A 13,494-nucleotide genomic window follows, 5' to 3' on the forward strand; every position below is an offset into this window, starting at 1 on the left:
ATTAGATTCCTACTTGCGCTGGAATTCTGATAGAGACACCAGCCTTCACCAACTGCTTTTTCAACTCAGGAACTGGCAATTCTCCAAAATGGAAAATACTTGCAGCAAGTCCGGCACTAGCTTGGGTATTCTTAAATAACTCTTCAAAATGAGCTGCTGTGCCACCACCTCCAGAGGCTATTACAGGGATGTTTAATTTCTTAGAAATCAATTCAGTCAATTCTAATGCAAATCCGTTTTTAGTGCCGTCATGGTCCATACTGGTTAATAAAATTTCACCAGCGCCTAGGCGTTCTATTTCTTCACACCAGGCCATGGTTTCTAGGTCTGTTTCCACACGCCCTCCAGCTACAAAAACTTTATTTATCCAGCTTTTGAGTGATGAATCATTTTGATTATTTGTCGGGATTCGTTTGGTATCAACCGCAACTACAACGCATTGACTACCTAACTCTGCCGCTAGTTCACTAATTAATTTAGGTCGCTTTACTGCGGCACTATTGATGGCGACTTTATCGGCTCCAGCTTTAATGATTTCCTTAGCTAGCCCCACATCATTAATGCCTCCTCCTACGGTAAAAGGAATGTTTAAAACAACGGCTATTTCTTTTACTAATGGTACGAGTGTATCTCGTTTTTCAATAGTTGCTGTAATGTCCAGGAAGCACAATTCATCAGCTCCTTGATCTGCATATTGCTTTGCCAGTTGCACGGGATCACCAGCATCTCGCAAACCAATAAAGTTAATTCCTTTTACAGTACGTCCATCCTTGATGTCAAGGCATGGTATGATTCTTTTTTTTAGCCCCATTGTCTCGCAAACATTTCCCCTAAAGGGAAACTTTTTTTAGTCATTCCGCTGAAGTGCGGAATTGGTTCATAGTATATTTAAAACCAGTTAGATTCCTGTTTTTAAGGTAATTGTTTATTCCATTCTTCCTCTAAAATTCCAAACTCATAATTATTACTCCATCCACTTTTTAAAGGCAAATTTTTCCTTTGGATTCCTTCTATTATAAAACCACATTTTTCTAGCACTCGTTTTGATGCGTGGTTTTCAACAGCACATCCCGCTTCAACTCTATGAAGTTGGTATTCTTTAAAACAGGCTTTTAAAAGTGTCTGAATAGTCTCTGTAGCATAACCATTATTCCAGAACTTAGGGTGAAATTTCATCCATAATTCTGCTTTAGCATATTTTTCAGAGCTCTTTATGATACCGCAAATACCAATAAAATCCTCCGTGTCTTTCAATTTGACGGAGTAGGTGAGTTTGTTGGCCTTTTTTTTATTTTGCTCTTTGATGGCCTCATCTAGTAATTGTCGAGTGACTTCTATACTTTCAGGTATGCCCATGGTATTGAACTTATCTACTTCAGGTATTATAATTAATTCATGAAATTCTTGTAGATCATTCACTTTTATAAGTTGATATGTCAAGCGGTCGCTATACAAACTCTCTTAATTCTTTAAAGGATATTCTACCTTCATAAAATGCTTTACCAACTATAGCTCCTTCACATCCCATATCTTGCAACCGATGTAAATCATCTGCGACAGCAACTCCACCAGAAGCTATTAACTTGATGTCATTCTGCACTTGATGGAGAACCTTCTTATCTTTATCTGAAGGCTTGTGAAGACTTAGTATTTCTTTATACAACTCATAACTAGGTCCTGAAAGCATTCCATCTTTAGCAATATCCGTACAAATGACGTATTCAATTCTTTTTTTGTTCCATTCTTTGATAAATGAAACCACTTCTAACTCGCTGCTTTCTAACCATCCGTGTGTTGCAATCCTGCCATCTTTTGCGTCTGCCCCTAGAATAATTTTATGACTTCCATAGTTTGAAATCCAGCCCTCAAAAGTTTCTGCGTCTTTTACAGCTATACTGCCGCCAGTAACCTGTTTTGCGCCACTTTCAAATACTATTTTAATATCTTCATCCGTCTTCACGCCTCCACCAAAATCTACTTGCAATCCTGTCTGCCCTGCAATACGCTCTAATACTTTCCAGTTCACTACATGAGCACTTTTTGCACCATCTAGATCTACAAGGTGCAAATGCCGTATGCCATTTGCTTCAAATTCTTTGGCTACTTCTAGAGGATCTTCATTATAAACCGTTTTCTGATTGTAATCTCCTTGTGACAGTCGCACACATTTCCCGTCTATAATATCTATGGCTGGTATAATGCGCATACTGCGCGATGGTAGACTGCTCGCTTCCCTTGTGGCTATCGACGATTGACTTTTACTCATGCTCCATATTTAAAAAATTATTCAATATCTGTTCTCCAATCCCAGCACTTTTCTCTGGATGAAACTGTGTTGCATAAAAGTTATCCTTTTGCAATACGCTGCTAAAAGGTAAGATGTAGTCACAAGCCGCGATGGTATTCTCACAAATCTCAGCATAATAAGAATGTACATAATAAACATCGGTATTGGGTTGAAGACGAGTTAAGAGTTCAGATTTTAGAGTTATGAGTTTTTCTGAATCCTTCGACAAGTTAAGGGTATCGCTCTGAAAACTGAATTCTGAACTTAAAATATTCCATCCTATATGCGGTACCTTTAGTTCAGAAGCTTTCCCTTCGTATATTTCTGGCCTCGGAAACCTCTTTACGTTCGTATCAAATATACCTAGACAATCTGTATCGCCTTCTTCACTGTGACGGCACATCAATTGCATGCCTAGGCATATGCCTAGAACGGGTTGAGTCAATTCTTTTAAAACTTGGTCCAGTCCGCGTTCCCGCAAGTAGTTCATAGCTGTTCCAGCTTCACCAACACCTGGAAAAATCACTTTACTTGCCGCCTTAAGTTCTTCAGGATGATCAGTTACTTTGTTTTGTATTCCCAGTCTGTTAAGTGCATTAGTGACACTACCTATATTTCCAGCATTATATTTTACAATCGCTATCATAAGGTTCCTTTTGTGCTGGGCAACTTCCCGTCGCCAGTTTGTTTTACTGCCATTTTTATAGCCTTTGCAAATGCTTTGAAAAGTGACTCGATTTTGTGGTGTTCATTATCGCCTTCTACTTTCATATTTAGGTTGCATCGTGCGGCATCGCTGAATGATTTAAAGAAGTGAAAGAATAATTCTGTAGGCATGTCCCCCACATATTCCCGCTTAAATTCTGCGTTCCAAACGATCCATGGTCGTCCACCAAAGTCTATTCCCACTTGTGCTAGCGAGTCGTCCATAGGCAGTAAAAAGCCATATCTATTGATTCCTTTTTTTGAGGATAAGGCTTTCGCGAAAGCGGTACCTAAAGCAATCGCCGTATCTTCAATAGTGTGATGTTCATCAATTTCAAGATCGCCATTCACCTTAATATCCAGATCTAAAGAACCATGACGTTGCAATTGTTCTAGCATGTGATCATAGAACTTCAATCCCGTATCAATAGTTCCATTTCCAGAGCCATCGAGATTTAAAACAATGTTGATATCGGTTTCATTGGTTTTGCGGCTTATTGTTACTTTACGAGGTTGCCCACGTAGAAAAAGAAAAATTTCTTTCCAACTAGAGGTAGATAATGCGATAGTTTCAGAGAGTTCTCCTTCGGCAAGTGGAATATCCGTAATAGAAGGAAGCTGAATACCTTTACAACCTAGATTTTTTGCCAGTTGCATATCACTGTTGCGGTCGCCGATGACATAACTATTTTGTAGGTCATAATTGCCTTTGATATAATGGGTCATTAAACCAGTTTGCGGCTTGCGCGTAGGTGCATTTTGTTCAGGAAAAGAACGGTCTATCAATACCTCGCTGAAGTGGACACCTTCATTTTCCAACACCTTCATCATTAAATTATGAACTGGCCAGAACGTGTTTTCGGGAAAACTATTTGTTCCCAAACCATCTTGATTAGTTACCATTACGAGTTCATAATCCAGCTCTCTAGCGATGCGGTGCAATTGTGTAATCGCCATAGGTAAAAACTCCAGCTTCTCATAACTATCCAGTTGATAATCTACTGGTGGTTCTTTTACAATCGTACCGTCTCGGTCTATAAATAATACTTTTTTCATAGTTCAGGCCGTTGTGGAACGGCTTCGGTTTTAATTATTCTAATTCGTTTTAAACGCGCTCAACGCCTGTATCACTTCTTTACATTCTTTTCTAGTCCCAACAGTAAATCGCAAGGTATCCTTAATCTGACTGCTGCGATTACGTATAATCACTCCATTATCACGTAAGTAATTATACACCTCATTAGCATTTTCTACTTGAGCTAATAAGAAATTTGCTTCACTAGGATATACTTCATTGATGAAGTCAAAACTTTTTAAATGTTCAGCAAGAAAATCTCTGTTAGTGATTATCTCTTTTATTTCTCGCTCTTTTTTTTCTGTTTGTAATAAGGCTGTGAGAACTGCTTTTTGAGACAGTTCATTCACATTATAAGGTGGTTTTGTCCTATTGAATAATTCAATAATTTCTGGAGAGGCAAATGCAAAACCAACTCTTGCACCAGCAAGTCCATGTGCTTTAGACATGGTTTGCAAAACTACCAGATTGGGATAATCCTCTAGCCGGTTGATAAAACTGGTGTTCTCTGTAAAGTCTTGATAGGCTTCATCAACGACTATGATGCCATTAAAAGCACCAAATAATTTGTCTAAATTACGCTGATTGTCTAGCATTTCAGCTTCAAATGCTGGTGCAAACGGCATGTCCATCATACCACCATGAGTGTAGTTTTGAGCTTGCCAGTCGTGTTTTAAATCGGCTTTCAGAGGTGCGTTGCCAGTTGGGTTATTAGGAGAACAAATCCATAATAATTTAGGTTGTTCATTTTCTGCGCAGTTCGAAATCTTTTCAAGTATGGCATCTATATTCAATTCAAAACGCTCTGTCAAATCAATTTTTAACACTTCCACATCGTTGATGGCTGCACTTACTGCATACATACCGTAAGTAGGTGGACACAGAATAACTTTATCCTTACCTGGTTCACAAAAAATGCGGTAGAGTAAATCTATCGCTTCATCACTTCCATTACCCACAAAAATCTGATCTTTAGAGATCTCTTTTTGCTTTGCAAGTTCTTGCTTAATCGGAGACTGCATTGGGTCTGGATACCTATTCAAATCTCCTTTAGGATTCTCATTTGCATCTAATAAAGTCAACTCCTTTTTTCCACTACCATAGAGGTCAAATTCGCTACGTGCACTAGAATACGGCTGCAGATTCCATATGTTTTTACGGACTATGTGTTCTAAGTTAAATTCCATTTTATTGTGTCATTTCGCATTTGATGCAGTATCTGTTAATTGTTATTTTCAATGCTCTTTAATCGTATAGACACCGCATTTTTATGTGCCTCAAGACCTTCTGCAGCAGCCATTTGCTCAACAGCCGGGCCTAAGTTTTTAATACCTTGAGCGGTCGCTTTTTGATAGGTTACCTTATTTACAAAGCTATCAACCGACACACCACTGTAATTACGGGCATATCCATAAGTAGGCAGGGTATGGTTGGTTCCGCTGGCATAATCTCCTAAACTTTCACAGGTATAGGAGCCTATAAAAATCGAGCCAGCTACTTGAATTTGTTCGGCTATTTCGTCAGCATTTATAGTGTTTATAATCAAGTGCTCTGGGGCATAGGCATCGGACCAATTGATGCATTCTTTCATGTTTTTTAAAACTATAGTTTTGCTGTTCTCTATAGCTTTTTCTGCAGTTTGCTTTCGCGAAAGCGTGCTTAATTGTATTTCTATTGCGTTATTCACAGCCTCGCTTAAGCTCAAAGAGTCCGTTAATAGGATGACCTGAGAATCTGGTCCATGTTCTGCCTGAGAAAGAAGGTCTGAAGCTACAAATTCTGGATTTGCATCCTTGTCAGCGATGATCAACACTTCTGACGGTCCTGCGGGCATATCTATCGCAACCCCTTGTTGTTGAGCGAGTTCTTTTGCTTTAGTGACGAAGGCATTTCCAGGTCCGAAAATTTTATCTACTGCGGGAATACTCTCTGTTCCATGGGTCATTGCAGCTACGGCTTGTGCGCCACCAGCTTTGTATATTTCGGTAACACCACATAAGTTTGCCGTGTACAAAACTGCTGGATGAATGTTTCCGTCAGCATCTGTGGGACTGCAAAGAACTACTTTTTTGTTGCCGGCTATTTTTGCGGGAATAGCGAGCATTAATACCGTTGAAAAAAGAGGAGCAGAGCCGCCAGGAATGTACAATCCTACCTTTTGAATAGGGAGAGATTTTCTCCAGCAAGTCACTCCGGGCATGGTTTCTATAACCGGATACTCCTTGGTGTAGTTAGCTTCGTGAAATTTGTAAATATTTTGATAAGCCGTTTGAATCGCGGCTTTTAGTTCTGGAGCAATTTGGTTGCCTGCTTGTTCAATTTCTTCTTCAGTTACCTGGAGGACAGTAAGTGTTGCCTTGTCAAATTTTTCTGCAAAAGCAACTAAGGCTTGGTCGCCGTTATCTCTAACTAATTGAATGATGTCTTTTACAGCAGTTTCCACCTGAGCGCGTTTTTGTTGCGGACGTTCTAATAATAGCTGTTGTTGCGATTGGTTTGGGTTAGAAATAATTTTCATTAGGCTATTAATTTTTCAATTGGGTTTACTAATATTCCTTGGGCACCAGCAGCTTTAAGCTGATCGATCACATTCCAAAAGTCATTTTCTTCAATTACGGAGTGTAAACTTGACCAGCCTTCTTCGGCTAGTGGTAAAACTGTTGGACTTTTCATTCCAGGAAGTAATGCAGAGATTTCTTCAATCTTATTGTTTGGCGCGTTGAGTAGAATGTACTTGTTTCTTTGCGCATTTTGTACGGCATCCATTCTAAAGGTTAACTTGTCAAGTAATCCTTTCTTCTCAACGTTTAAATTGGGATTAGAGATTAATACAGCTTCACTATTCATGACTGTCTCTACCTCTTTTAGACCATTCATGATAAGAGTTGAGCCTGTTGAAACGATATCGCATATTCCTTCTGCAAGACCTATTCCGGGCGCTATTTCTACAGACCCGCCTATTTCTTCGGTGGTGGCATTGATGCCTTTCTCAGCAAAAAACTTTTTAACGATAGTGGTGTAGCTGCTGGCTACTTTCTTACCATTAAACCATTCTAGCCCTGTATAATCCACATCTTTTTGAACAGCAAGACTTAGTCTACACCCAGCAAATCCTAGTTGCTTGATCACATCTACTTTTTGGTCTTTTTCTTCTACCTCGTTCAATCCTAATATTCCAAGATCGGCAACTCCATTTGCCACATATTGTGGAATATCGTCGTCTCGCAGGAAAAGGATTTCCAGAGGAAAGTTTTTTGCTTGAGTGGCTAACTTGCGACCACCGTTGTCAAATTTGATTCCGCAATCCTTTAAGAGCTGCAAAGATTTATCGGATAGTCTTCCTGATTTTTGTACTGCTATTCTGATCATAATTTTTATTGTCATTCTTTTGATAAGAATGTTGTTTAAGCTGCTCACAGACATTTTATAGTTTTCAAAAGATAGAAAACGAAAAAAACCGCCTGGAACAGACGGTTTTTAAAATATGTTTGAGTTATATCAATACACTTTTATCTCGCCTGATGGGAAGTTAAAAAATGATGATGATGTAAATTTTGTATTTTCATTTCGTTGTAAAGGTAAGGGGTGAATTGCTTTTACGAAAGCTAATCCTCAAAAATCACATTTAATTAACTTTTAATAGACTGTATATATTTTTTTGCGGCTTTGGAGATATCTTCTACGTCAGTAATTTGTCTTATAAATTCACTTCCTATAATAGCCCCATGCACATAGCTACAAGCGTCTTGAAAATTTTGTTTGTTTTTTATGTTGAACCCAGTAAGAATAGGCGTGTGGAGGTTCATTTCCCGAAGCTTACCTAGATAGTCTGTTGCAGCCGAAAATTCAGTTTTAGAACCAGTTGTACTAGCAGAACTTACAGCATAAATAAATCCAGTAGAATTGGTATCTATCTCCCTAATACGTCTTTCAGAGGTATGAGGAGTGACTAAGAAAATGTTGCTAATGTTATATTTTTCAAATACTTCTTTGAATTCTGCTTGGTATATGTGCATTGGTAAGTCTGGAATAATGATGCCGTCCACACCAACTTCTTTACATTTCTTACAAAAAGCTTCAAATCCATATTGCATCACTGGATTTAAATAGCCCATTAATAAGAGGGGTGTTTTAGGAGTGTGATTTTCCAATTGAAGGAACAACTTTTCAATAGACATGCCGTTTTCAAGTGCTATTTTACTGCTATCTTGAATGGTGGGACCGTCTGCTAACGGATCACTAAAGGGAATGCCAATTTCTATTAAATCTACCTTAGAGTTTTCTAATGCATCAAGAAGCGTATGGGTATCCTCTAATTGTGGATATCCAGCCGTAAAGAATATGTTTAATAGATTTTTAGGCTTGTTTTTAAAAAGTTCCGTAAGCTTGTTGGTCATAATAATTGTTTATTAAGTGGGGTACTCTATTTATTTGTTGCTGCGAGCTAGGTTTTCCTCGGGATATTATTTCTACTTCTCGTTCCATTTTTGAACTGCAAGTAGAGAAAATTATAGTGTCCCGTTCCACTGGTTGTTTTAATGCCTTCTCTTATGAGTTCAACTGAGATGTTTTTTTATAAGAAAAGGTATCTCTTATTCAGCGTAAGCTCAACTTCATTTATAAATCCAACTCTTCGATATAGGTGTTCATGTCCTTGTCACCGCGTCCAGACAAATTGATGACTACACGATCGGTAGGTTTTAAATTCAAGTCTTTTAGAACAGAAAAGGCATGCGCTGTTTCTAAAGCTGGAATAATCCCTTCTAATCTACTGACTTCAACCGCAGCTATTAATGCGTCTGCATCAGTAACTGCCATGTATTGTGCACGATCAGATACTTTTAACCAGGCATGTGCAGGTCCGATACCTGGATAGTCCAATCCTGCCGATATACTGTGCGGTTCCACAACTTGACCATCTTTATCTTGCATCATGATGGAGCGACTGGCATGTAAAACTCCTGGAGTACCAAGAGTTAATGTTGCGGCCGTTTTATTCGTGTGGATTCCTAATCCAGCAGCTTCCACTCCTATGAGCTTAACGCTTGGGTCATCTAGAAAATGGTAAAAAGCACCCATAGCATTAGAGCCGCCACCTACACACGCGATTACGTAATCTGGTAAGCCATCCATTTGTTTCTTTATCTCTTCAGAAATCACGGATTGGTAACGAGCTACCATATCTGGATACGGATGCGGCCCCACTACAGAGCCGATGATGTAATGCGTATCTTCTGGATTATTGATCCAGTCGCGCATAGCTTCGTTAGTAGCATCCTTAAGAGTTTTAGAACCACTAGTTGCAGGTATTATTGTGGCACCCAGCATTTTCATGCGAGCTACGTTAGGAGCCTGGCGTTTAATGTCCTTTTCACCCATATAAACGATGCATTCCAGACCTTTTAAAGCACAAACTGTAGCTGTTGCTACACCGTGCTGACCGGCGCCAGTCTCTGCAATGATCCTTTTTTTACCTAGTTTCCCAGCAAGTATAATTTGACCTATGGTATTATTGATTTTATGGGCTCCTGTATGGCATAAGTCCTCTCTTTTGAGCCATATTTCACCACCGTACTTTGCTGACAACCGTTTGGCTAAAAATAAAGGAGTAGGTCTTCCCACGTAATCTCTAAGTAACTGATGAAACTCTGCTTGAAACTCAGGAGATTTTTCAATCTTTAGGTAGTTTTCTTGAAGTTCTTCAATATTAGGATAGAGTAATTCTGGAATGAATGCACCACCAAATTCTCCATAAAATCCTTTTTCATCTACTAGATAGCTCATTTTCTTAATTTTTCTATTAAACTTTTTATTTCTGTTATGTTTTTAAGTCCTGGTTCTGATTCAAATTTTGAATTTAAATCTATGCCCAAAAACATCTTGTGTTTTATCTCTTTAATCGCGTTTGCATCTTCCTTTGAAATACCACCGCTCAATAGAAAAGGAACATCTCCTTTATATGAGTCGAGAATAGACCATTTAAATTTCTTGCCACTACCACCATAATCTGGTGTTGCTGTATCAAATAGGAAGAACAATTTTCCAACGTATTGTTGTGCAAGTTCTTCCCATTCTTTCAATTTATTAAAATCAAAGTCGGCCGTGATTTGAAAAGCTTTAAACACTTTAATATCTATTTCTAGTATTGCTTTTGCGAAAGCGGAATTTTCATCTCCATGTAATTGAATAACGTCTAGTTGTAATGGAATGACGTCTTGTAATATATTTTCAAAAGTTTCATTCACATAAACACCAACGGTTCCTTTATTCATGATTTGTTGAGCTATTTTCTCCTTTAGCAGGTTAGAAACAAATCGCTTGGACTTGGGGTAACGTATAATCCCCATGAAATCGATGTCCAGTTTTTGTAACTGGTTGATATTTTCTATGTCGCGCATACCACACACTTTGATCATCATGATTGTATTGATTTTATGAATTGCTTACAACTTGTCCCTGGATTCTCGGTTTTCATAAAATTTTCACCAATTAAAAACCCTTGAAAACCTAAATTATTAAGCTCTTTTACAACTTCAGGATTTGAAATACCGCTTTCTGATATGGCAAGAACACCTTGTGGAAAGTGAGGCAATAGATCCTTACTGTTTTGGATATCTGTTTGGAACCTTTTTAGATCACGGTTGTTTACTCCAATAATATACTTTGAAGTATCGAATGAAGCAGTGATTTCTTTAATTCGATTGAGTTCTTCTAGATCGTGCACTTCAAAAAGAATTTCTAAGCCAATGTCCCATGCCTCCAAAGACATGGATTTTAACTCTTCATTATTGAGACATGCCGCAATGAGTAGAATAGCGTCTGCACCATATGCTTTGGATTCATGAATTTGATAGGAGTCTATCATAAAATCTTTGCGTAAAACAGGAATATTTATTTGCTTCCTAGTGGCTATTAAGTCTTCAAGAGAACCACCAAAAAAAGGATGGTCTGTAAGACAGCTTATCGCACTTGCACCAGCTTTTTCATATCCTTGCATTACTTCCTGCACGGTCATTAGACATCCAAAAGACCCTTTACTTGGGCTTTGTCTTTTGTGCTCTGCAATGATACCGCTGCCGTTTTTTATACCTTCATACAAGGATATAGTTTGTCTACTATAATGCGTCATCGCCATCAAATTAGAAAGAGGTGTATTTTTCTTTCTAGTGTTTAGATCTTTAGCCGTCTGAATTGTTATTTTATTGAGTATATTTTCCATTTTTCTAGTTGAAACGCCTTGTATGCGCTCTGTGTTGCGGCGCATTGTATGCGCCCTGTGTTGTGGCGCATTGTGCGCCCTGTGTTGCGTAGCGTTTTATACGTCCTTTTACGCTCTTTGCGTACTCTGTGGGCGGGTTCGATTTGCCCTTGAGCAATTGAGCTCTATTAGTTTACGGAAGCTCTCTAGGGCTTTTCCAGTTTCAAGAGATATTCTTGCTAGATCTATAGCCTCCAATATATTTATGTCTTTTGCTACTGATATGGCAGTTGCCGCATTTGCAAGCACCACATTTTTCTGAGCTTTTGTTGCTTTATTCTCCAATACTTTTATGAAAATTTGTGCGGCATCTTTAACGGTTTCTCCACCATATAGATCTGCTTGCTTCAAAGTCTCCATCCCAAAGTCACTAGCAGACAAGTCACTGACTCCATTGTTTTTAGCCAACCGTACCTTACCGGTAAGACTAACTTCATCATAGCCGTCATGGGCATGTAGAATAGCATATTTCTTGTCTGTTTCAGATTGAAAAAGATATTCATAATTACGTGCAAGTTGTAAATTGAAAACGCCCACGCTTTGTAATTTCGGCTTTGCTGGATTTACTAAGGGTCCTAACATGTTGAAAAAAGTCTTTATCCCTAATTGCTTTCTAATAGGAGCGACGGCTTTCATGGCTGGGTGAAACAGTGGTGCGTGTAAAAAGGTGATGTTTGTTTTTGTAATTTGTTCTCTGATAACCTCAGGATCATTGGTAAATACAAAACCTAGATGTTCCATAACATTACTAGAACCACTGACAGAACTCACTCCATAATTACCGTGTTTTGCAACTGGGATGCCGGCACCGGCGGTCACAAAACTGGCTAGTGTGCTGATATTAAAAGTGTCTTTTCCATCACCACCCGTTCCACATAAATCTATAGGATTAAAATCTGATAAATCGATAATAGTTGCTTGTTCTAGCATGGCGTCTCTAAAACCAGCAAGTTCTTCAACAGTAATACTTCGCATTCCATAAACAGTTAGAAATGCAGCAGTTTGGGCATCATTAATGGTACCGCTAGTTATTGCTGTCAGAATATCGCAAGCTGCTTTGCGCGAAAGGGTCCCGTGATTAAATAATTCGTTTAATATATCCTTCATTATAAAGTGTCTATAAAGTTTTTGAGCATGATTTTTCCATCTGGTGTCATGATGCTTTCTGGATGAAACTGAACGCCGTAAATAGGTAGTGTTCTATGTTTTAATGCCATAATCTGACCATTTTCATCAGTAGCAGTAATTTCCAATATTTCTGGAAAGCTGAGGTTCTCTGCCACCCAAGAGTGGTATCGGCCAGCATCAAATTTTGAAGAGACACCCTTGAATAGTTCATTTTCAGTGTGTGTCATCTGAGTAGAAAGTCCGTGATACACTTTCTCGAGATTGATTATTTTACCACCAAACACTTCCGTAATAGCCTGGTGACCCAAACAAATTCCCAACAGCGGTTTCTTATCTTTCATATAATGAATGATAGGAATAAGATTTCCAGCTTCACTAGGAATACCAGGACCAGGAGAAAGCACCACAGCATCATACGGTTCACATTCTTGAGGTGTTATTTTATCGTTGCGTATGACGGTCACATTTGCCCCTAAATCTTCTAAATAATGGACGAGATTGAAGGTGAAAGAGTCATAGTTATCTATTAATAAAAGGTTCTTACTCATTTTTTAAAGTATTTATCGATCCATCTTTTTCGATTTGTGCTATTGTCTGCCCTCCATCGGGACAGCTTGTAATAATTCTAAGATCAGAGGTCACCCTTCCTTCACAGCTCAAATCGCCAAAAGTAGAAGCTAGAACCTTTTCATCTTTAATCTTCCCGTCTTTGCTATACGTTCTAATGAGAAAGCCATGCTCGTATTTAGTTTTAACAAATATGCTTCTGGTAAAAACCCGAACCTTAATGATATCATTTTGAAAAATAGGTGGTGCGACTTTTATTTCACTTATTAAAATCCTTTGATAATCTTTCTCATTGAACAAGTAACGGGCACTATCTATGACTTCTTCAAAGTCAAGATTAGGAAGGTAGGTCATGTTTTCAAGTCCGTCTTTCTTTACAATTTTTACGTCAATAAGGTCTTTTTTATCTGGTTGACATGAAAAAAGTAATGTGGAGATGAATAAAATTGCCCCTGTAATTTTAATTGTTTTCAT

At 38.5% G+C, this 13,494-nt stretch carries 15 protein-coding genes; all 15 read right to left on the reverse strand.

Features of this window, described 5'->3' with window-relative positions; all coding sequences use genetic code 11:
* Position 1 precedes the first annotated feature (1 nt).
* The 15 genes from hisF to ACJAT0_RS00135 all read right to left on the reverse strand — a co-directional run bounded on the left by hisF (position 2) and on the right by ACJAT0_RS00135 (position 13,494).
* Entirely contained in the window at positions 2-811 is an 810-nt protein-coding gene (gene hisF / locus ACJAT0_RS00065; protein WP_415180003.1) for an imidazole glycerol phosphate synthase subunit HisF, read from the reverse strand.
* Between the two features lie 101 nt (positions 812-912).
* Positions 913-1,455, reverse strand: coding sequence for a GNAT family N-acetyltransferase (locus ACJAT0_RS00070; RefSeq protein WP_415180004.1), 543 nt, complete (start codon positions 1,453-1,455; stop codon positions 913-915).
* Positions 1,448-2,206 carry a 1-(5-phosphoribosyl)-5-[(5-phosphoribosylamino)methylideneamino]imidazole-4-carboxamide isomerase gene (gene hisA, locus ACJAT0_RS00075; protein ID WP_415180065.1) on the reverse strand — a complete coding sequence of 253 codons (759 nt, stop codon included), beginning with the start codon at positions 2,204-2,206 and terminating at the stop codon, positions 1,448-1,450. The genes ACJAT0_RS00070 and hisA overlap by 8 nt, the downstream gene beginning before the upstream one ends.
* 52 nt (positions 2,207-2,258) lie before the next feature.
* Positions 2,259-2,933 carry an imidazole glycerol phosphate synthase subunit HisH gene (hisH, locus tag ACJAT0_RS00080; RefSeq protein ID WP_415180005.1) on the reverse strand — a complete coding sequence of 225 codons (675 nt, stop codon included), beginning with the start codon at positions 2,931-2,933 and terminating at the stop codon, positions 2,259-2,261.
* Complete coding sequence (hisB, locus tag ACJAT0_RS00085; RefSeq protein ID WP_415180006.1) at positions 2,930-4,048, reverse strand: bifunctional histidinol-phosphatase/imidazoleglycerol-phosphate dehydratase HisB; 1,119 nt, start codon at positions 4,046-4,048, stop codon at positions 2,930-2,932. Before hisB ends, hisH begins: the two co-directional genes overlap by 4 nt.
* A 39-nt stretch (positions 4,049-4,087) precedes the next feature.
* Positions 4,088-5,254, reverse strand: coding sequence for a pyridoxal phosphate-dependent aminotransferase (locus tag ACJAT0_RS00090; RefSeq protein WP_415180007.1), 1,167 nt, complete (start codon positions 5,252-5,254; stop codon positions 4,088-4,090).
* A 35-nt stretch (positions 5,255-5,289) separates the two neighbouring features.
* The gene (gene hisD, locus ACJAT0_RS00095; protein WP_415180008.1) at positions 5,290-6,585 is read right to left on the reverse strand and encodes a histidinol dehydrogenase; all 1,296 of its coding nucleotides are present in this window, start codon (positions 6,583-6,585) and stop codon (positions 5,290-5,292) included.
* Complete coding sequence (gene hisG / locus ACJAT0_RS00100) at positions 6,585-7,436, reverse strand: ATP phosphoribosyltransferase (protein ID WP_374001966.1); 852 nt, start codon at positions 7,434-7,436, stop codon at positions 6,585-6,587. Before hisG ends, hisD begins: the two co-directional genes overlap by 1 nt.
* Positions 7,437-7,696: 260 nt before the next feature.
* A complete protein-coding gene (gene trpA, locus ACJAT0_RS00105) occupies positions 7,697-8,464 on the reverse strand; it encodes a tryptophan synthase subunit alpha (RefSeq protein ID WP_374001967.1) in 768 nt (255 codons plus the stop codon).
* 220 nt (positions 8,465-8,684) lie between these two features.
* The gene (gene trpB / locus ACJAT0_RS00110; RefSeq protein WP_374001968.1) at positions 8,685-9,851 is read right to left on the reverse strand and encodes a tryptophan synthase subunit beta; all 1,167 of its coding nucleotides are present in this window, start codon (positions 9,849-9,851) and stop codon (positions 8,685-8,687) included.
* The gene (locus tag ACJAT0_RS00115; RefSeq protein ID WP_374001969.1) at positions 9,848-10,465 is read right to left on the reverse strand and encodes a phosphoribosylanthranilate isomerase; all 618 of its coding nucleotides are present in this window, start codon (positions 10,463-10,465) and stop codon (positions 9,848-9,850) included. The genes trpB and ACJAT0_RS00115 overlap by 4 nt, the downstream gene beginning before the upstream one ends.
* A 17-nt stretch (positions 10,466-10,482) precedes the next feature.
* Complete coding sequence (trpC, locus tag ACJAT0_RS00120) at positions 10,483-11,286, reverse strand: indole-3-glycerol phosphate synthase TrpC (protein WP_415180009.1); 804 nt, start codon at positions 11,284-11,286, stop codon at positions 10,483-10,485.
* A 108-nt stretch (positions 11,287-11,394) separates the two neighbouring features.
* Positions 11,395-12,432 carry an anthranilate phosphoribosyltransferase gene (gene trpD, locus ACJAT0_RS00125; RefSeq protein ID WP_415180010.1) on the reverse strand — a complete coding sequence of 346 codons (1,038 nt, stop codon included), beginning with the start codon at positions 12,430-12,432 and terminating at the stop codon, positions 11,395-11,397.
* A complete protein-coding gene (locus ACJAT0_RS00130) occupies positions 12,432-13,001 on the reverse strand; it encodes an anthranilate synthase component II (RefSeq protein WP_374001972.1) in 570 nt (189 codons plus the stop codon). The genes trpD and ACJAT0_RS00130 overlap by 1 nt, the downstream gene beginning before the upstream one ends.
* Complete coding sequence (locus ACJAT0_RS00135; RefSeq protein WP_374001973.1) at positions 12,994-13,494, reverse strand: hypothetical protein; 501 nt, start codon at positions 13,492-13,494, stop codon at positions 12,994-12,996. The genes ACJAT0_RS00130 and ACJAT0_RS00135 overlap by 8 nt, the downstream gene beginning before the upstream one ends.

This window comes from Nonlabens sp. (assembly GCF_047636915.1).
Classification (GTDB): domain Bacteria; phylum Bacteroidota; class Bacteroidia; order Flavobacteriales; family Flavobacteriaceae; genus Nonlabens.